Origin of the sequence: Corallococcus sp. AS-1-6 (assembly GCF_020037015.1) — a bacterium.
Taxonomy (GTDB): Bacteria; Myxococcota; Myxococcia; order Myxococcales; family Myxococcaceae; genus Corallococcus.
Genome location: NZ_JAIQDE010000001.1, coordinates 231,096 through 250,679, shown reverse-complemented (window position 1 = coordinate 250,679; position 19,584 = coordinate 231,096). Strand labels below are relative to the sequence as shown.

General features: G+C 65.7%; 15 protein-coding genes and 1 pseudogene. 7 read left to right on the top strand and 9 right to left on the bottom strand.

The window, feature by feature from the left end; translation table 11 throughout:
• Positions 1–16: 16 nt before the first annotated feature.
• Positions 17–3,562, bottom strand: a complete 3,546-nt coding sequence (gene dnaE / locus K8612_RS01085) for a DNA polymerase III subunit alpha (RefSeq protein WP_223760968.1) — start codon at positions 3,560–3,562, stop codon at positions 17–19.
• A 235-nt stretch (positions 3,563–3,797) separates the two neighbouring features.
• On the opposite strand from dnaE, the gene K8612_RS01080 reads away from it, so the two are divergent.
• A complete protein-coding gene (locus K8612_RS01080) occupies positions 3,798–5,900 on the top strand; it encodes a sulfatase (protein ID WP_223760967.1) in 2,103 nt (700 codons plus the stop codon).
• A gap of 7 nt (positions 5,901–5,907) precedes the next feature.
• Here K8612_RS01080 and K8612_RS01075 read toward each other — a convergent pair whose 3' ends face one another.
• Both K8612_RS01075 and K8612_RS01070 read right to left on the bottom strand, forming a co-directional pair.
• Complete coding sequence (locus K8612_RS01075; protein ID WP_223760966.1) at positions 5,908–6,825, bottom strand: CPBP family intramembrane glutamic endopeptidase; 918 nt, start codon at positions 6,823–6,825, stop codon at positions 5,908–5,910.
• A 65-nt stretch (positions 6,826–6,890) separates the two neighbouring features.
• Positions 6,891–7,211: pseudogene (locus K8612_RS01070) on the bottom strand (transposase); the annotation flags it as partial.
• Positions 7,212–7,372: 161 nt separating this feature from the next.
• Here K8612_RS01070 and K8612_RS01065 point away from each other — a divergent pair.
• Genes K8612_RS01065 through K8612_RS01055 form a run of 3 tightly spaced genes read left to right on the top strand, consistent with a single transcriptional unit; the run spans position 7,373 to position 10,745 of the window.
• Positions 7,373–8,377: an ABC-three component system protein gene (locus K8612_RS01065; RefSeq protein ID WP_223760965.1), complete on the top strand. Its 1,005-nt coding sequence runs from the start codon at positions 7,373–7,375 to the stop codon at positions 8,375–8,377.
• A complete protein-coding gene (locus K8612_RS01060) occupies positions 8,365–8,877 on the top strand; it encodes an ABC-three component system middle component 2 (protein WP_223760964.1) in 513 nt (170 codons plus the stop codon). Before K8612_RS01065 ends, K8612_RS01060 begins: the two co-directional genes overlap by 13 nt.
• Positions 8,874–10,745 carry a hypothetical protein gene (locus K8612_RS01055; RefSeq protein WP_223760963.1) on the top strand — a complete coding sequence of 624 codons (1,872 nt, stop codon included), beginning with the start codon at positions 8,874–8,876 and terminating at the stop codon, positions 10,743–10,745. The genes K8612_RS01060 and K8612_RS01055 overlap by 4 nt, the downstream gene beginning before the upstream one ends.
• 27 nt (positions 10,746–10,772) lie before the next feature.
• Here the strand turns inward: K8612_RS01055 and K8612_RS38725 are convergent, their stop codons facing one another.
• The 4 genes from K8612_RS38725 to K8612_RS01040 all read right to left on the bottom strand — a co-directional run bounded on the left by K8612_RS38725 (position 10,773) and on the right by K8612_RS01040 (position 12,891).
• Positions 10,773–10,979, bottom strand: a complete 207-nt coding sequence (locus K8612_RS38725; protein WP_373692069.1) for a transposase — start codon at positions 10,977–10,979, stop codon at positions 10,773–10,775.
• A gap of 7 nt (positions 10,980–10,986) precedes the next feature.
• Positions 10,987–11,280 carry a transposase gene (locus tag K8612_RS38720; protein WP_255671289.1) on the bottom strand — a complete coding sequence of 98 codons (294 nt, stop codon included), beginning with the start codon at positions 11,278–11,280 and terminating at the stop codon, positions 10,987–10,989.
• A 1-nt stretch (position 11,281) separates the two neighbouring features.
• Positions 11,282–11,740 carry a helix-turn-helix domain-containing protein gene (locus K8612_RS01045; protein ID WP_223760962.1) on the bottom strand — a complete coding sequence of 153 codons (459 nt, stop codon included), beginning with the start codon at positions 11,738–11,740 and terminating at the stop codon, positions 11,282–11,284.
• 236 nt (positions 11,741–11,976) lie between these two features.
• Positions 11,977–12,891 (bottom strand): serine/threonine-protein kinase, encoded by a 915-nt coding sequence (locus tag K8612_RS01040; protein ID WP_223760961.1) that lies wholly within the window; start codon positions 12,889–12,891, stop codon positions 11,977–11,979.
• 370 nt (positions 12,892–13,261) lie between these two features.
• On the opposite strand from K8612_RS01040, the gene K8612_RS01035 reads away from it, so the two are divergent.
• From K8612_RS01035 to K8612_RS01025, 3 genes are all read left to right on the top strand, one after another.
• Positions 13,262–14,188 (top strand): MBL fold metallo-hydrolase, encoded by a 927-nt coding sequence (locus K8612_RS01035; RefSeq protein WP_223760960.1) that lies wholly within the window; start codon positions 13,262–13,264, stop codon positions 14,186–14,188.
• 93 nt (positions 14,189–14,281) lie between these two features.
• Positions 14,282–15,562, top strand: coding sequence for a S8 family peptidase (locus tag K8612_RS01030; RefSeq protein ID WP_223760959.1), 1,281 nt, complete (start codon positions 14,282–14,284; stop codon positions 15,560–15,562).
• 133 nt (positions 15,563–15,695) lie between these two features.
• Complete coding sequence (locus K8612_RS01025; protein ID WP_223760958.1) at positions 15,696–17,633, top strand: glycoside hydrolase family 15 protein; 1,938 nt, start codon at positions 15,696–15,698, stop codon at positions 17,631–17,633.
• A 9-nt stretch (positions 17,634–17,642) separates the two neighbouring features.
• Here K8612_RS01025 and K8612_RS01020 read toward each other — a convergent pair whose 3' ends face one another.
• Together K8612_RS01020 and K8612_RS01015 are read right to left on the bottom strand one after the other, a co-directional pair.
• Entirely contained in the window at positions 17,643–18,398 is a 756-nt protein-coding gene (locus K8612_RS01020; RefSeq protein ID WP_223761169.1) for a DUF5953 family protein, read from the bottom strand.
• Complete coding sequence (locus tag K8612_RS01015; RefSeq protein ID WP_223761168.1) at positions 18,395–19,312, bottom strand: DUF6310 domain-containing protein; 918 nt, start codon at positions 19,310–19,312, stop codon at positions 18,395–18,397. Before K8612_RS01015 ends, K8612_RS01020 begins: the two co-directional genes overlap by 4 nt.
• Positions 19,313–19,584: the final 272 nt, after the last annotated feature.

Sequence of the window (19,584 nt, the reverse complement as noted above, 5' to 3'; positions counted from 1 at the left end):
TCGCTTCCTTTCGAAATCAGCCGAACTCGACGACCTTCTGCCCGAAGAGGCGGTCCACCGCGAGGAGCAAATCGTCGTTCACCTGCACCTTGAGGGTGGTGCCGGAAATATGCGCCTCCGCCTCCCCGGGGAACAGCACGCTCACCGCCACCGGGGTGGCGCCCGCGTACTTCTTCGCCAGCTCGTTGAGCTTCGCCAGCCGCTCCTCCGTGACGATGTCCGCGGGCAGCCGCAGCTCCAGGCGCTTGGTGCGCTTCTCCCGCACGGCCTTGAGGCTCTGGATGTCCTCGACGATGAGCTCCGCGGTGGGCGTGTTCTCGTCGCGCTGCGAAATCTGCACGGTGCCGGTGACGAGGATGGGGTCGTCCGACTTGAGCAGGTGCTCCCAGTGCTCGTACCCCGGCTTGGGGCCCTGCTTGGACCACTTGCCGTCCTTGCCCATCACGTTGCGCGTGCCGTCCTTGCCCGGGAAGCACACCAGCTCCGTGGAGCCGGACAGGTCTTCGATGGTGACCCACGCCATGCGCTTGCCCGTCTTGGTGGGGCGCTCGCGCAGCACGGTGATGATGCCCGCCACGGTGAGCTTCTCGTCGCGGCGCGCCCGCTGCACGGCGGTGATGGGCCGCGCGTAGCGCTTGAGCTCCTTCTCGTACTGGTACAGCGGGTGGCCGGACACGTAGAAGCCGATGGCCTCCTTCTCGAAGGCCAGGCGCTCCTTCTCCGGCCACTCCTCCACCTGCGCGTAGTCGTCCTTGAGGCCGCCGCCGGAGGACTCGGGCCCCGCGAGCATGCCGAAGAGCGAGCTCTGCCCCGCCGCGCGGTCCTTCTGGCTGGAGGAGCCGCGGTTCATCGCGCGCTCGATGGTCTCGAAGAGCTGCGCGCGGGGGCGCTTCTCGAAGTCGAAGGCGCCGGCCTTCACCAGCGCTTCCAGCACCTTGCGGTTGACGCGGCGGCCGTCCACGCGCTCGCAGAAGTCGAAGAGGCTCTTGAAGGGGCCCTCCTTGCGCGCCTCCAGGATGGACTCGATGGCGCCCTCGCCCACGCCCTTGATGGCGCCCAGGCCGAAGCGGATCTTCCCCTCCACCGCGCCGAAGGCCATGTCGGACTGGTTCACGTCCGGCGGCAGCACCTGCGTGCCCGACTCGCGGGCCTCGCCGATGTGCTTCACCACCTTGTCGGTGTTGTCCTTCTCGCTGGTGAGAAGGGCGGCCATGAATTCGCACGGGTAGTGGGCCTTGAGCCACGCCGTGTGGATGGTGACCAGGCCGTACGCCGCGGAGTGGCTCTTGTTGAAGCCGTACTCGGCGAACTTCTCCATCAGGTCGAAGATTTCGCCCGCGACCTTCAGGTCCACGTTGTTGTTCTTGCAGCCCTCCAGGAAGCCGGCGCGCTCGGCCTGCATGACCTCCGCCTTCTTCTTGCCCATGGCGCGGCGAAGAAGGTCGGCGCGGCCCAGGGTGTAGCCTCCCAGCACCTGGGAGATCTGCATCACCTGTTCCTGGTAGACGATGACGCCGTAGGTGTCCTTGAGCACCGGCTCCAGGTTGGGGTGCGGGTAGGCCACCTTCTCCCGGCCGTGCTTGCGGTTGATGAAGACGTCCACCATGCCGGAGTCCAGCGGACCCGGGCGGTAGAGCGCGCCCGCGGCGATGACGTCTTCGAAGCAGGTCGGCTTGAGCTTCATCACCATTTCGGTGAAGCCGCTGGACTCCATCTGGAAGACGCCGGCGGTGTCGCCCTCCGCCATCAACTGCCACATCTTCTCGTCGTGCAGCGGGATCTCGTGCCGCTTGATGTCCTTGCCGTGGTTGCGGTTCACCAGGTCCAGCGCGTGCTGGATGACCGTGAGCGTCTTCAGGCCGAGGAAGTCGAACTTCACCAGGCCCGCGGCCTCCACCTCGTCCTTGGCGAACTGGGTGATGAGGATCTTCTCGCCGGGCGGCTGGTAGACGGGCACGAACTCCCAGAGCGGCTTGTCCGCGATGACCACGCCCGCGGCGTGCATGCCGGGCTGGCGGTGCAGGCCCTCCAGCGCGAGCGCGATCTCCAGCACGTCCTTGGTGGTGACGGGGTTGCCCTCCACCTCACCGATGTTCTGGGGCTTTTCGATCATCTCCTTGAGGCGAGGCTCCATCTCGATGGCCTCCTTCAAGGTGATGTTGAGGACCTCGGGGACCAGCTTGGCGATGCGGTCGCCTTCGCTGAAGGGCAGGCCGAAGACGCGGCACACGTCGCGCAGCACGCTCTTGGCCTTGAGCGAGCCGAACGTGATGATCTGCCCCACGTTCATCTCGCCGTACTTGCGGCCCACGTACTTGATGACCTCGTCGCGCCGGTCCTGGCAGAAGTCGATATCGAAGTCCGGCATCGACACGCGCTCCGGGTTGAGGAAGCGCTCGAAGAGGAGGTTGTACGGGATGGGGTCCAGGTCGGTGATGCGCAGCGCGTAGGCCACGAGCGAACCGGCGCCGGAGCCACGGCCCGGGCCCACCGGGATGTTGTGGTCCTTGGCCCAGTTGATGAAGTCCTGAACGATGAGGAAGTAGCCGGAGAAGCCCATGCGCTGGATGACGCCCAGCTCCAGCGTGAGGCGCGCCTGGTACTGCTCGCGGTCGATGGGGTACTGGCCCTCCAGCTCCTTGAAGCGCTGGCGCAGTCCCTCGTAGGCCAGCTCCGACATGAAGGTGTCCGGGGTGTGGCCGTCCGGCACCTTGAACGTGGGGAGCATGGGCTTGCCCAGCTTCAGCTCCACGTTGCACATCTCCGCGATGCGCATGGAGTTGTGCACGGCCTCCGGCGAGTCGGCGAAGAAGCCGAGCATCTCCTCCGGGCTCGTGACGTAGAGCTTGTCGGTGGAGTGGCGCAGGCGCTTGTTGTCCGCCAGCGTCTTGCCGCTGGCGATGCACATGAGCAGCTCGTGCGCCTTGGCGTCCTCGCGCTTGATGTAGTGCGCGTCCGCGGTGGCGACGAGCGGGATGTCCAGGTCCCGGGACAACTGCTTGAGGTTCTCGTTGGCCTTGTCCTGCTCGACCATGCCGTTGGACTGGACCTCCAGGTAGAAGCTGTCCGGCTCGAAGATGCCCTTGTATTCGGCGGCCACGCGGCGGGCGTGGTCCATGTCGCCGCGGAAGCACGCGCTGGTGACTTCACCGCCCAGGCACGCGGTGAGGCCCACCAGGCCCTTGCTGTGCTCCGCGAGCACCTGCTTGTCGATGCGCGGGTGGTAGTAGAACCCGTTCATGTACGCGGTGGAGGACAGGTAGCGCAGGTTCGCGTAGCCCTCCGCGTTCTTGGCCAGGAGGATGAGGTGGTGGGCCACCTTCTCGGAACGGTCCTCGCGCCCCTTGGGGCCCGCGACGTAGGCCTCCAGGCCGAGGATGGGCTTGATGCCGGCGTCCTTGGCCTTCTTGTAGAAGTCGATGGTGCCGAACATGTTGCCGTGGTCCGTCACGGCCACGCTGGACATGCCCTTCTCCTTCACCGTCTTGATGAGGTCCTTCATCCGGATGGCCCCATCCAGCAGCGAATAGAGGGTGTGGAGGTGAAGGTGGGTAAAGGACATGGGCGTTCCGGCTCCCGGTGAAGAAAGAGGCGCCTGAACACTAGAGCCCGCAACCCCTGCTCGCCAGTCCAGTGACGGGGCCGGAGGAAACAAGCGGGACGGGCGCGTGCGGGGCCCGGAAAACCGGCCCGGGAGACACCCGGAGCGGAATTCCGGCCCCCCGTCCGTCCGGGCGTGGGCACTCCCCGCGGGCGTGGGGTGGCCGCCGTGGGATTCGTGACCACGCTGCCCCAGGATGCCCACCTCCGCCCGTACACCGCCGACGCGCGCTCGCGCCCTCCTGCTGGGCTGCCGGGCGGGCCTGCTCGTCTTCCTGCTGCTCTACACGCTCTGTGCCCTGCTGAACATGCAACTGGGTTACCAGGGGAACGAGAGCCGCGTCGTCACGGAGTACGTGTGGAGTGAATGGCGGAGCATGGTGCTGTGGCAGGTGGCGCGGCTGATTGGCGCGTACTGCGTGGTGGGGTTGGTGCTGGGGGCGCTGCTGGGGGCCGGGCTGTGGGCGGCGGAGCGGAGCCGGCGCGCGGTGTTCTGGCTGAGCGGCCTGGGGTGCCTGGTGGTGGAGGGCTTCCTGGTGGCGGCGGACATGGCGCGGCATCCGCACCTGTACGCGGCGACGCTGTACGCGCGCTCGGAGGTGACGGCGGCGGTGCTGCGGGGGCTGAGCGGCACGCAGCCGTCGGGCTGGGGCATGGCGGCGCTGGTGCTGCCGGTGTTGAGCGTGCTGGCGGTGGTGGGACGGGGGTTGGCGGAGTCACCCCGCTGGCGCGGCGTGCTGGGGGGCGTGACGGCCGCGGCGGCGGTGGCGGGCTTCACGGGGCTGGGGCTGACGCGGGCGGAGCCGGGGCCGGAGTCCGCCGGGCGTGCGCGGCCGAACCTGCTCATCCTGGCGTCGGACGGGCTCAGGCCGGACCACCTGTCGGGCAACGGCTATTCGCGGTCCACGTCGCCGAACATCGACCGGCTGATGGAGGAAGGGACGCGCTTCCATGACACGGTGGTGCAGGTGCCGCGCACGGCGCCGTCATGGACGACGTTGCTGACGTCGCAGTACGCGGGCGAGCACCCGGTGGTGCACACGCTGGTGGGGCGCGAGGCGCGCGAGACGAAGCTCACCACGCTGGCGACAGCGCTGGAGGCGCAGGGGTACAGAACGGCGGTGGTGGCGGACTACGCGGGGGACCACTTCTCGCGGTTCCCGTATGGGTTCCAGAAGGTGTCCGCGCCGGACTTCCGCTTCCCGGACCTGGTGCGGCAGCGGATGCTCATCACCCACGTGGCGCTGCTGCCGTGGACGGCGCTGGCGCCGGGGCTGTTCAAGGAACGGGGCGAGTTCCCGGAGCTGACGGACCCTGCCCCGCTGCGCGCGCGGGTGCGGCACGTGCTGGACGGGTTGCCGGAGGACGCGCCGTTCGCGCTGGTGGTGTTCGCGTCGTCCACGCACTTCCCGTACGCCGCGCCGTGGCCGCTGGAGGGCAGGTACGTGGAGCGGGGATATCGGGGGCCGTGGCGCTTCGGGGCGACGCCTCGGATGGAGGTGGATCCGGACGCGCCCGCGACCACGCCGGAGGACGTCGCGGCGCTGGGAGCGAACTACGACGCGGGGGTGCGCACGTTCGATGGGTTGGTGGGGAACGTGCGCGAGGACCTGGAGCGGCGGGGCCGGTGGGAGGACACGCTGGTGGTGCTGGTCTCGGACCATGGCGAGCACCTGGAGGATGAAGGGCTGGGCCAGGGCCACGGCGACCACCTGTGGGGCAGCGCGGGGCTGCGGATTCCATTCGTGGTGCGGCTGCCCGGGCAGGTGGCGTCAGGGCGGCAGGTGACGCAGCGGGCGCGGTCGCTGGACGTGGCGCCGACGGTGTTGGACTTGCTGGGCGTGCCCGCGCCGGAGTCGTTCCGGGGGCGCTCGTTGGCGCCGCTCGCGCGGCCGGGGCCGGAGCCCAGGGCGCTGCCGGATGTGCCCGCGTTGATTGAGACGGACGTGTGGTTCAGCGACCGGGATGGGCAGGCGTACCAGACGGTGCGCATGCCGTATCCGTGGCTGTATGAGATCGCGATGGTGGAGGGCGATACGGGGGAGATCGCGCTCAAGCCGGAGTGGGAGGGGCCGGTGCGCCGGGCGCGGCACCGGGGGTTGTATCTGGGACGGTGGAAGTTGTTGGAGCTGCCCACGCCGGATGGGGTGCGCGTGCAGCTCTTCGACACGGTGTCGGATCCGTCAGAGGTGCGCGACGTGGCGGGTGACCATCCGGACATCGTGGCCACGCTGAGGGCGAAGCTCGCGGCGGAGTTGCCGGATGCGACGGGCGAAGCTCGTGGTGCCGTGGGCCCTTGAGCTGCGTTCAGGGCCCTGCGAGCACGGGCTCTGACGGCCGGGCCCCCACCCGCCGAAGCGCCATCAAAACTCCCACGAACGCCAGCGAGCACGCCGCCAGCAACGTCACGTGAACGGACGCCGGCAGCTCCGTGGTGGAGGGCGCATAGCGGGACAGCAGGAACGAGGTCAGGTTGTTGAAGACATGGACGAAGATGGGCAGCCGCAGGCTCCCCGTGCGCTCCGCGAGCCAGCCCAGGAACAGGCCCATCAGCAGGGCCATGGGACTGTGGATGGGGTCGAAGTGCAGGATGCCAAAGAGCGTCGCGGCTCCCACGATTCCCGCGGTGCGTCCCCAGCGTTCCACGAGTCGCGTCTGCACATACCCGCGGAAGAAGAGCTCCTCCGCCGTGCCCGCGACCAGCGCGCCAAAGAACAGAAACGCCGCGAAGGTCGCGACAGAGCCCTGGCTCGCGGTCTGCAATCCCTTGAGCGACGCCCCGTAATTCCATACACCCACGAGCACCGACAGGCTCTCCATCGCCTGTCCCATCGTGAAGCAGCCCACCAGCGCGGCCACCCAGGCCCATGCAGGAAGCGGTGCTCCCGCGCCCAGGCGCAGCCGCTGCATCAACGGCATGGGAGACAAGAACCCGCCCATGAGCGCGGCGACCAACCCCGAGAGGCTGGACGTCATCACGGCCGCGACCATCAGCCAGGGCATCGACCTGAGTCCCTCCGTGAGGGCCTGGATGGCTGCCGTGTCCTGGGGTTTCACTCCCGTGCGGAACATCTCCATCGCCATCGCGATGCTGGCGGAGATGACGCCCCCGACGATGATTGCCGTCGCCAGGAGCGCGAACGAAACCAGGACCGTCCACACGCGCAGCGGCGACGTGGGGACCGGCGAATGGGCGGCGGAGGGCAGGTCGGAAGGTGAATCCATGGCGGCCGATGCTACCGCCCCGGTTCGAGTGAGAGGAGAAGGACCTCATCACCGAGAAACCTAACCAGCGGCGCCTTACCCTGAGTGCCGTCCAGCGCCAGCCACATCCAATCAATCTTCGCCAAGTGGTCGTAGGCCAGTAGCCCTTAGCGCCCGAACTCGCGGAGGACACCGGCGGGCAACCACTCCCGGAAACGTCGATAGGCTGAGGACGGATGGCACAAGCCAGTGGCCTTCAACACGCCCCACTCCATCCCAGTGCGCAAAACCAGGAAAATCACGTCCAGGGCCTGCCGGTCGGGCACTCGCGGATTATGGCATCCCAACGGATGCTCTGAACGGGCCGGTTGCAGCGGCTTGATGCGTCGCCAAAGTTCGTCCGGCACCCGCCAGCCGTCATCCTTCTTCACTGCCCCATGGCCGCGTCCCCGTGCCTCTTCAACCCGGCAGATGTCCGACCTTCGTCGCTACTGGAATAGGGGCTAAAGGCTCTGCCAACATGGGACTACGGCGATGCCCCCGACGTCGAGTATGGTCCAGCCCATAAATGATCCGGAACGACCGCAGAATCCTGGAGCTAGTCGGCGAGGAACTCGAACTCTTCGTTTACGACTGGGTCACCGAACGGGCAAAGCACCTAGGGTACTTTGAGGTCGAGCGCTTTTCCGGCTCGGGAGATCTTGGGCGTGACGTCGTTGGATTTTGTAGCGCGGCTCGCCATGAAGGACACTGGGACAACTATCAGTGCAAGCAGTATCGCGAGCGCCTTGGACCTGCGACGGCCCATCTTGAGTTAGGCAAACTGCTCTTTTACGCATTCAAGGGGCAGTTCACTACGCCTCGCAACTACTACTTCGTTGCTCCTCGCGGCATCAATCGGCCTCTACAAGAACTGGTCTACAAACCCAGCGACCTCAAGAAGTCGCTCCTGACCAACTGGGAGGCGCACTGCATGAGCAAAATCGCAGAGGACAAAGAGATCCCGCTGGTTCCTGCGCTTGAGCAATTTATCCAGGCCTACGACTTCAGCCGGGTGCACGTCATCTCGCTTGACAAGATGCTCGTCGACCCAAGCATCAAGCCGGTCCTTGCGAAGCATTTTGGCGACGACCCCGGCCCCCCTCCGAAAGGCTCTGTGCCGACGGAAGTTCAGGTCGAAGAAACCCCTTACATTCGCCAACTACTTGACGTGTACGGGCAGTGCGATAACTGCGTATACGCAACTCACGAACAAGTCGCGAGCCATGCGGCCCATGGGCCGCACCTCGTGCGACAACGCGAACGCTTTTTTGAGGCCGACGCCTTCCAGCGTTTCTATCGAGACAACACGGCGCCTGAAAGCTTGGACCAACTTGAAGACGACATCTTCCACGGTGTCATCGACACTCACGGTTCTGTGCACTCAACGACCCTCAAACGGGTCGAAGCGGTGATGACTCAGGCCGCAAACGTCCAACCCTCAGGACCTCTCGCCAAATATGCGCGAGTACCTATCAAGCAGGGCTACTGCCACCATTTCGCGAATGAGGAGCGACTCAAGTGGAACAAGTGAGTGATGGGCGGCGCCGCGCCGGGCCCCGCCCCTTCAACAGCGCACTAGAAACCGGCGTTCGCGCGGTCTTCATTCTTGAAGCCTCGCATCCGCGGCCTCTAGATCTCCTCCAACTCACTTGGTTCGATCACCTCGTGGTCCACACGGCAGACCTTAACGGGCCTCCGAGCCTCCACCCAGACATCCCCGAGCGTACCGGAGAATTGCTCGTACGCAGGCGGACGGTTCAGCAAGGTCTGAACCTCATGCGGCGCTTGCACCTTGTGGACACCACAGTGGACACCTACGGCATCCGCTACCAAGCCAGCGACGACGCTCCCGCCTTCGTTGAAGTCTTGAGAACCCCTTACGCCCAGCGCCTGCAAGAACGTGCTCGGTGGCTGATGGGCCATTTGGCTCAAATGGACGACAGCACGATCGAACGCTACGTGGCCGACAAGGTCGGTCGCTGGGCTGTCGAATTTCAAGGGAGTTCAGGCTCGGAGGGCCCAAGCGCGTGACTTCGCGACTGCTACTCCGCCACCTCTCATACACGGGACCAGAAAAGCCACCTGCCAAGCTGCATTTCAGCGAGGGGCTCAACCTGCTTTTGGGAGCTTCAAACACGGGCAAGTCATTCACCGTCAAGACTGTGGACTTTGCACTTGGCGCTGGGAGCGAACTCCCAGATATAGAGGAGCGAGTTGGCTACGACCGGGCGTGGCTTGGCCTCAATGCCCCGAATCTCGCTGACTCGACATTGGTCCGAGCGCTCGCTGGAGGCGCTATTCAATTGGTCGCGGGCCTCTCCAGCGGAGACGAGCCCGTTACCGAACTTCGCCGCCTTGCTCCCAATCATGACTCAGACCGGGACGACAACATCTCTCAGTTCCTGCTTGCGCTCATTGGCTTGACGGACCGCCAGCTTGTGATCGATGCGAATGGCGCCAAGAAAAGCCTGAGCTTTCGGGACATCGCGCGCTACTGCATTGTGGACGAAACATCTATGTGGAGTGAAGCATCGCCGATCCACAGCGGGCAAAACACAAGGAAAACTCTAGAGCGAAGTGTCTTCAAACTTCTTCTTACAGGGATAGACGATCGCGCCATCACGCCTATTCCGGACATAAAAACCCAGAAGACCTCGACCGCTGCAAAAATTGAGGTCTTTGACGCAATGCTCGCTGCCATTGATGTGGACCTCACTGAGAACTATCCAGACGCCGCCGAACTGGATGCGCAGCACGAGAAGTTAGTGACACCGTTCGATGCTCTCCAGGCTGAGTTGCAAGCTGCACAGGGCTCAATTCGAGGGTTACTTGCCGAGAAACGTAACGCATCCCTTGACCTTACGCGCCACGAACAACGATTGGCAGAGGTACAAGCAAACCTGGCTCGGTTCGGCCAACTGGACCAAATCTACCAATCGGACATCGAACGCCTCGAAGCGCTAGATGAAGCCGGATTTATCCTCCCGCTTGATGGAGAAAAGGACTGTCCGTTGTGCGGTGCCGCCACTACGGAGCAGAAACACGTCCATCCGCTTGGCGAGATTGAGAGCATCCGCGCTGCAGCCCTTGTCGAATCGGATAAGGTCCGCCGCCAACGAGCCGATTTGACAAAAACGATGGCGGCGCTCGCGCATGAGCAGACCGCTCTGACCGAGGCACTCCCTGCTGCGAGAGCCCGTCTTTCGCAGATTGAGGCTGAAGTGGACAGCCTTACCCCGCAGGTTTCTGGGAAGCAGAACCTCTTTGCGGACTTGCTCAATGCGCGGGAGCGAACAAGTCGCGGGTTAGCCCTCCTAGAACAAAAGCACGCACTTATTCAAAAGCGGGATGAACTAGCACGAGCCAAAGTGCAGCGCAGGGCGCGCAGTCCTTTGACCGCAAGCGAAGGAACGGCCTCGCATGACTTCGCTCAAGTCGTCAGTGATGTTCTTCGTGCATGGCGTTTTCCTGGCAAGTGCCACGTATCCTTCGATGAGAAGAGTCAAGACCTGATCATCGATGGAAAGAAGCGTCGCGCTAACGGGAAGGGAGTCCGCGCGATCACGCATGCTGCTTTCAAGGTGGCGCTCCTCCTATTTTGCAAGGAGCGGAACCTCCCTCATCCGGGGTTCCTCATCCTCGATACCCCACTCCTTACGTATCGGGACCCCCTACGGTCCAAGAGCGGAAAACTCGCCGAAGACGAAGAGGCCGTCGCACGAAGCCCGCTAAAGGACTACTTTTTTGAGCACCTTGCTAGTCTGAGCGAGGTTGGTCAATTCATCATTGTGGAGAACATCGATCCGCCCGAGGTGCTCAGGCCGCACATGAGCGTCCAGATATTCTCAGGCAACTCTAGACGGGGACGCGCTGGGCTGTTCCCTTCTGATCAGTCCTAAGCGATCGCTCGTAATTCTCGAACGGTCTCACGCTGCGCGTCGAGCAGGTGCGGCGCGCAGCAAGGGGCTGGCCGTCTTCTGCGTGTTGCGCGCGTCGAGGTAGGCGTCCACCTCTGCCATGAGCGCCTCCATCTTCTTGCAGCGATGGTTGCGGGTGACGTTGGCGTGCACGTCCCACCACAGGCGCTCAATCCAGTTGCCCTCCGGGCAGTACGGCGGCAGGAAGTGCAGCACCGGCCGCTCACCCAGTGCCTCCAGCGCCTTTGCGCGTCTTCTTGCTGGAGTGGGTGGCGGCGTTGTCGAGGATGAAATGCAGACGCTTCGCTCTGAGATGGGCGGCGTCCACGGCGCGCACCAAGTCGATGAAGAGAGCACTCGTCTTCCTCTCCCCCTGCACCCAAGTCACCCGAGCCATGCTCGCATCCAGCTCCTCCGCCACGAAACACTTCTGGTTGTTGCCCGGGGTGACGACCTCTCCGCGCTGTCCAGGCAACGTCCAGTCGGGGCCGATTTCCGGGTTGAGGGGCACGTCCATCTCATCCTCGAAAAATACGGGCTCGCCGGGCCGGGCGAAGGCCGCACGGCATTTCAACTGCCAGAGGCGCCATCGGCGTCGGCGCTCCGGCCGAGGGCAGCGCACCACGGGACGCGGACGCCTTCTCTGGGCTCCCATCGAGGCCAGTGCGCGTCCCATCGTCGCGGGCGAGACGCGTACCCGGCCTCGCCTCTCCACCTCGCGAACCAGCAACTCGCGCGTTCACGTCGTGCGCCGCCAACCGGACTGCTTGCGGCGTCCCTTCCAGCACCCGGCACAACGTCCGCCGGAATCGCTCGTCCACTTTGCGCTGCCCATTCTGAGCGCGCCCGTCCAAGAGGCCTTCTCGGCCTGAGCGCTGAAAGCGCTGAACCGCGGACACCACCGTGGACGTGGCGCACAGCGGCTGCCGCGCGGCTTGCGCCCGTGACTGACCACTGGCCACCTTCGCTACCGCCATGCACCGCCGCAGGGTGAGCGGGCAGCTAGTCCTCTCTCTCCAGCGAATCAGCCGCCTGCGGTCAGGACATCGCAGGCGTAGCTGTTTCCTTCCCTGAGGCAGGGCTCGCTTCTTCATCCGGTACTTGCGCACACAAGGCCGAACAGCGCGAGCCCCTGCCCCTTTCCTTCAGCGCCCAGCGCCTGCCTATCCTCCGAGCCGATCGGGATTCATGCGCGGTCGTTTAGCGAAGACACTCACGCACCACCGCCCCCACCTCCTGCGCCACCACCGCCCCCACCCGCCCCACCGCCGGTGCCGCCGCTGAATGCCGCCAAAGCCAACAGCAGCCCTCCGACCAGAAGCCCACCAGCCCAAAGTCCGCTCATTCCAGAATCGCTCGACTGCACGGCAGGAGGCGGAGATGTCAGTAGCAAATTGAGCGACGCCGCCACAGCGGCCGCAGTGGGGCGAGCCGTTGGGACCTGTGAGAGCATGTCCAAAATCAGGGCTCGCATCTTCGCCGGCATCTGAACGTCATTCAGCAATCGAGCGGACCTCTCGCCCGTCAAAAGCTCAGCAGCCACAATACCAAGAGAGTAAACATCAGCACTAGACTGATATTCAGCCCCAGCAAGAACCTCAGGAGCGATATATCCGTTTGTCCCAGCCCCATGCCTCGTCATCGGGGAATCCGACATTAGCGGCCTCCGCGCAAGCCCAAAGTCAGCAAGCTTAATCAAGACACCACCACCACCAACGGGCGAAACAAGCATATTGTCCGGCTTCAGATCTCTATGAAACCCACCGGCAGAGTGCAGAACCGAAAGCCCAACGCACGCATGAGCGATTGCACCCGCAGTCATTTTCCAATTTCTATTTCCAACCCACGTGCGAAGCGATCCACCCTCGCAATACTCGGTCACGATATATGGCGGACTATGCGCCATGTTAAACATCAAAATCTGAACAACATGCATATTCCCAGCAATGGCATTCAAAATTCTAGCCTCTCGCCGAAATCGCTCAACGGCATCAACGGATGCGTTCGCAAGCATCTTCAGGGCAACTCGACTGCCCGTAACAACATCTTCCATAAGATAGACATGACCAAAGCCTCCCTGACCAAGGAGACTGATCGGTGAATATCGACCATCAATCAAGTTATTCATTTCCCCTCCGCAAGCAGCCACTGGACCATATCAGCACCGGACTTTGAGGGCCGTGTGATAGGAGCTCGCATTAAACATGGGTCTCAAGCCACCCCTCACCCCAACTCCACGAGATCCACGAGCGAGTCACTGTAAGGGGATTGGGAAGTGCCGGACTGCCAGCGCAGCAGGATTTGCGACTGCTGGTCCACCGCATCCATGCCCTCGCCCCTCGGGACGGAGGCATGGGCGGCGATGCACCTTTCCCTCCGGAGGGGCGTGCAGCGGCAGGAAGACGTTACCGCCCTCCACTGCCCCTCGTTGAATCGCAGGTGCGGACACCCCGGAAATTTCACGCAGGTCAATGGCGGGAGTCGGCAAAATACCCGCCATGAAGGGAACCCTGTGGCGTCGCGTGGGCCTGGTTGTCGCGGCCCTGTTGCTGGTGCTGGTCGTCGTCGCGGCCGTGGGACTGAGCGACGTGAGCGTACCGGAGACCTCGCGCTTCGACGCCGACCTGGGCGCCATCCGGGCCCTGGCCGTCTCCACCGGCGCGCCGCTCCCCACCGCATTGCGCAGCCAGCACGTGAGCCGGGCCTCTGGAGTGCCCCACGCGCTCGTGGTGGCCGGCAGCGGCTTCGCAGAGGCCACCTTCGACTTCTACGCGTACCAGGTCGTCTATGCCGACGGCCGCACCGTGATGGTGGACGTCGTGAGCGACGAGAAGACGCAGCAGGACCAGTTCCCCGGCTCGGAGTTCGACGCCGCGGACTACACCCGGGTCCAGGAGGCGCTGCGCCGCGCGGACGCGACGGTCGTCACCCACGAGCACTTCGACCACTGCGCGGGCATCGCGCATTCGCCATACCTGGACGAGGTGGCGAGCAAGGTCCACCTCACGGACGAACAACTGCGAAGCCCGCTCGCGCAGGAGGCCGGCTTCACCCCGGAGCTGCGCGCGAAACTCACTCCGCTCCAGTACGAGCGAATGCACCTGCTGCGTCCCGGCGTGGTCCTCATCAAGGCCCCGGGCCATACGCCCGGCACCCAGTTGGTGTACGTGCGGCTCGTCGACGGGCGCGAGTTCCTGCTCGTCGGTGACGTGGCCTGGCACCAGGACAACATCCGGCTCCCGAGGATGCACCCTCGGATCACCAATTGGCTGGGCGGCGAGGATGCACAGGCGATGGCACACCAACTGCGATGGCTGCACGACCTGCTGCGCACCGCGCCCGAGCTGCACCTGGTGGTGGCCCACGACGGCGCGCAGATGCAGGACTCCCAGCGCCGTGGGCTCATCCTGGACGGGCTGCTCTGAGCCATTGAACGGACGTTTCGCGGCCCCGCGGGGCAGCAACTGCTTTGATTCGGAATGCGTTACTTCCCTGGGAAGTGTCACCCCGGGGGACCCATGTCGCTGAAGCTCCTGTCGCGGACGGTCTCGTCCGCCTGCGTGCTGTTCCTGCTGTCCGCGTGCCAGAGCACGGGCAATCCCATACCGCCACCCGGTGACACACCCTGCCGTGGCGCCGCGTCCGTGCAGACACCGGTGCGCGAGAAGTTCCTCACGGTCGCGAAGCCGGTCTCCGGTGAATACGTCGTCGTGCTCAATGAACCCCAGGAAGGGGACGCCGCGCAGCAGCCGGCGGTGGTCGCGCGGCGCCTGACCCAGCGCTTCGGCGGCAAGACCTTCCACGTGTACACGCACGCGCTGCGGGGCTTCGCCGCGCGCATGAGCGAGCAGCAGGCCCGCGCCATGTCCGCCGCGCCCGAGGTGGAGTACGTGCAGCAGAATGGCACGGTAACGCTCGACGAGAGTCAGCCCGATGCGACGTGGGGGATTGACCGCATCGACCAGCGCGACCTGCCGCTCGATCAGCGCTACCAGTACCAGACGCAGGGCCGGGGCGTGCACGTGTACGTCCTCGACACGGGCCTGCGCCCCACGCATCAGGAGTTCGCCGGGCGGGCGGACATCGCCTTCGACGCCGTCGGCGACGGTCGCGACGGCGTGGACTGCAACGGCCATGGCACCCACGTGTCCGCCACGGTGGGCGGCAACCTGTATGGCATCGCCAAGAGCGCGTCGCTGCACGCCGTGCGCGTGCTGGACTGCGAGGGCTCCGGGACGACGGCGGGCGTGGTGGCGGGCGTGGACTGGGTGACCGAACACCACCAGTCCCCGGCGGTGGCCAACATGAGCCTGGGCGGAGGGGAGGACGCGGCGCTCGACGATGCCGTGCGCCGCTCCATCACGTTGGGCGTGACGTATGTGCTGGCGGCGGGCAACGAGAACCAGGACGCGTGCAAGCGCTCTCCCGCGCGCACCGCCGAGGCCATTACCGTGGGGGCCACCACCACCGTGGACCGGCGGGCGTCCTTCTCCAACCATGGCGACTGCGTGGACGTCTTCGCGCCCGGCGAGGAGATCTTCTCGGCCTGGGCCAGCGATGACACGGCGACCCGAACGCTGAGCGGCACGTCCATGGCCGCACCCCATGTCACCGGCATCGTCGCGCTCTTCCTGGAGGCCCATCCCTCCTCCGCGCCGCAGGAGGTCAGCGCCGCCATGACGGGCAACGCCACACCGGACAAGGTGACCAACCCCGGGCGCTGCTCACCGAACCGGATGGCCTACTCGGGCTTCATCGCGCCTTCGCGGGCCCCCACCGTCCGGAACGGCGGGGAGTAGGCACGGCCCCGAGTCCGCGCTCACGGCGGAGCGGGGGCCCCCTGCGCGGCTGGGCCGCCGGGTGTGGCCGCCTCGCAGGGGTCGCTACCTTGAGGGCGGGAGGTCGCGCTCCAGCCCCGCGACACGCCTGCTCATGGACCTCTACAGCGCCGCCAGGCGGATGGCCCGCCCCTTCCGGTTCACCAACCCGGGGTCCTACCGGGAGATCTCCCTGGCCGCCCGCGGGGTGATTGGCGATGGAAGCTCCTGCGCGCTCGTCCGGCCGGACGGCGTCATCGACTGGCTCTGCTTCCCCCGCTTCGACAGCCCGAGCGTCTTCGCGGGCATCCTCGATGACGCGAAGGGTGGCATCACCGGCATCACCCCCGTCGTGTGGCCCTTCGAGAGTCTTCAACGCTACGACCCGGACACCAACGTCCTGGAGACGCTGTTCCGCTTCGAGCGCAAGGGGGCCATCCGCATCATCGACTACATGCCGTGGACCAACGACCCGCGCTCCACCGTCCACGAGGTGCACCGGCGCATCGAGTGTCTGGAAGGCCCGGTGGAGCTGAACATCGTCTTCGACCCGCGCTTCGGTTACGGGGCGTCGCGGACGCGGGTGGAGCGGGAGGAGCACGGCCTTGTCGCTCGCGGGTCGGGAGGCGAGCGGCTGGTCGCCGTGCTCAGCGGGGAGGCGGAGTGGCGGCCCTGCGAGGCGCTGCGCGGCCACCCCTGCCGGGGAGACACGGGCCTCCAGACCCGCATCCGGATGGGGCCGGGCGAGCGGCGCTGGATGATTCTGTCCTGGGATTCCGACCGGCCGGAGCCGCTGGCCGCGTACCGGCCCTTCGACCACCTGCGGGATACGCGCCAGGCCTGGCGCGAGTGGGCGCAACAGCTCCACTACGAAGGGCCGTGGCGGCACCACGTGCTGCGCTCCGCGCTGGCGCTGAAGCTGCTGATGTACGGCCCCACGGGCGCGATGGTGGCCGCGCCCACCACCTCGCTCCCCGAGTGGATTGGAGGGCCTCGCAACTGGGACTACCGCTTCAGTTGGGTCCGCGACTCCGCGATGGCGGTGCGCGCCACCAACCTCCTCGGCTTCCAGCATGAGTCGCGCGAGTTCTTCTACTTCGTGCGCGACACGTTGCAACGCGGTGACTCGCTTCAGGTGATGTACGCGCTGGACGGTGCCTCCGTGCCGCCGGAGCGGGAGCTGGAGCAACTGGCCGGCTTCCAGGGCTCGCGGCCGGTGCGGCTGGGGAACGACGCGAGGGACCAGTTCCAGTTCGACACCGCGGGCGCGCTGCTCGACGCGGCGTACCTCTACGAGCGCTCCGGCGGGCGGCTGCCGCTGCGCACCTGGAGGCTGCTCCGCTCCGTCATCCAGACCACCGCCCGCCGCTGGAGCGAGCCCGACCACGGCATCTGGGAGCCGCGCCGGGAGATGCGGCACAACGTCCACTCGAAGCTCATGGGGTGGCTGGCCCTGCGCCGGGGGCAGCACCTGGCACGGCTCTTCGGGGAGACGGCGCTGGAGCAGTCCAGTGCCGCCCTGGCGGACGTCATCCGGGCGGACATCCTGCGCAACGGCGTGGATCCGGCGCGCAAGCACTTCGTCGGGGTCTACGGAGGGAACGAGCCAGACGCCGCGCTGCTGCAACTGCCCATCGTGGGCTGCTTCCGGGGGACGGATCCATACATCCTGAGGACGGTCGACTGGCTGCGCGCGGAGCTGGGCGCGGGCCCGTTCCTGCGCCGGTACCGGATGGATGACGGAGTCGCGGGGCCGGAGGGAGGCTTCATCCTCTGCGGCTTCTGGCTGGCGGAGGCGCTGGCGTTGGCCAATCGCATCCAGGAGGCCGAGGACGTCTTCGTCGCGCACGCGGAGGCGTCCAACCACCTGGGGCTCCTGGCGGAGGAGATCCACCCGCTGACGCGCGAGCAATTGGGAAACTTCCCACAGGCCTTCAGCCACCTCGGCCTCATCAGCGCCGCCGCGCGCATCGACCGCGCGCTCAGGCTCCGGGACGAAGGGCAGTCGGAGCCCCCGCACCTCCTGGAGCCCGAGCCGCCCTCCATTGAGTGACCTGCCCGGTCAAGGCACAGCACGTCCGCCGATCTCCGGGAACCGCTCATAGGCCCACAGGAGCGCGTCCAGGTGGGCGGGATTGTCCAGGTCGAGTGGTGCGTCGGTGAGCCGCACGACCCACCCTCCCGTCGCCGTACGCCGTGACCGCGAAAGCAGCTCGGCGTCACGGGTCGGGTCCGGGAACCCGATGGCCCGAGCGGCCGGGGCAGACCAGTAGTTCAACCACCCGAGGCGATGTGGAATCTCAGGCGCACGGATTTTCTCTGGCAGCTTGAGTGCGGGTAGCCCCCGGGGCGGAACCCCTGGCTTGTGGACCGGATCGCGTGTCTGCCGTGCGATCTCGACACCCGCGTCCGATGGCGTCGCTTGTCCCCAAAACGCGTGGGCCCCCTCTGCCACGATTCCAAGCACATCCGCTGCTGCCGCGATGACAGCCTCGTCCAGAGGCAGCTCTGCATGGACGTCGAGCAACTGCAGCCCGCCCGGTGCCTGGCGTGCGGGTATTTTCAACCCATAAATCATCACAGGGAAGCTCTCGTCACCGTTGCACACGAGAGGAAAACCTCCATCCCTGGCCCCTTCGGAAAGCCACGCATCGCGCTGCGGCAAAGCGATGGGACGCCCCTCTTCGGAAACCTTCCAATCGAGGCGCAAGCCAGGGAGGGCCCGCTCCATCCCATGGACGACAGCGAGCGCGCGACCGTCCCTCGCAAGCAGCGCTGGCGCGTAGACAATCATGCCAAGGGTGCTTTGCCTGGTCATCGCCTGCACCCCGTGACGACGATCTCCATTTCGGGGGCCTCACGCTCCAGTGCTTCTTTGTGTGCTTCGGTGCTCACCCCAACCACGAAGCGATATCCACATGACAGCGCGATGTTTCGCTCTTCACGCATCTTGACCGCCCGCCCTTTCACTACCTGCCCTCGTAGAAAGGCATTGTACGTGTCAAATTGGTCGGTCTTGATCTCCCACAGCACGCGCACACCGACTTGCAGCGCATCGAAGCGCACCCCGCCAACGAGCACGTCCTTGCCGGGGTAGCGGTTCGGCGGAAACCCGTCAGCGCATTCATTATGCGGGACATCTCCGCCCGCGTGCGGAACGGGAACAGGTTCGCAACTGGCGCGTCTCGTCCGGTCCACGGGAACAGGTGGCACTGGCGGCTGCCGGTCCTGTCCGGCGGGTTCGGGCTTCAGCTTGGGCTCGCGTTGCGCTTCCGCATCCCGGGATGCCACCTTCGCTCCCCGGGAGGTACCTGCTTCCTCGGGGTAGGCATGGCGGAGTTCGTATGCCTCCAGCGCTTCCTTGATGGCGACGCCGACTACCACCACGCCAAGCACGATCACGGCCCCCACGGCAATCTCAGGAGCCGCCAGCACACAGAATCCGATGCCCACGGCTGCGGCATCCGCTGAAGCGATTGAGCATCTGCCCGTGGTGTCGTGGAACTCAAGCCGGTCATGGTCGAGGGCCCGATAGCACTTCTCCACCAGCACGGGCCAAGGTTGTGAAGCCTCACGGACGACGCACTGTCCCCCGTCAGTCCACGGCAACTTCGCTGCGCGCTGGAGGTTGGCGATCCTCGGGCTCCGTACCGTTCGCTCATTCCGGCCCGGCGCCGACGTAGCGCAGGCCGCGAGAAAGAGCAGAAGTGCGATGCAAGCTCGGAGACGCATCATGGCCACGCCCTTTCAATCAAGTGCGATGCTCGGGGGTCAAGGCCCGCACACCTGGAACATGGCAGTGCGCACTCACGTCGAGGGTGTGCGGACCACGCCGCGAATCCGCCGCCGTGGAGCAATTGACCGTGGCCGCACGCGTTGTACGGACGATAGGGTCTGCTTGCTGTTTCGCGGATGGGAGCCCATCGAATGAAGAGGCTGCGCGCCTGGGGTCTGTGTGCGTTGCTTGTCAGCGGCTGTGCCACGACGTCGGCGGTTCGTGAGTC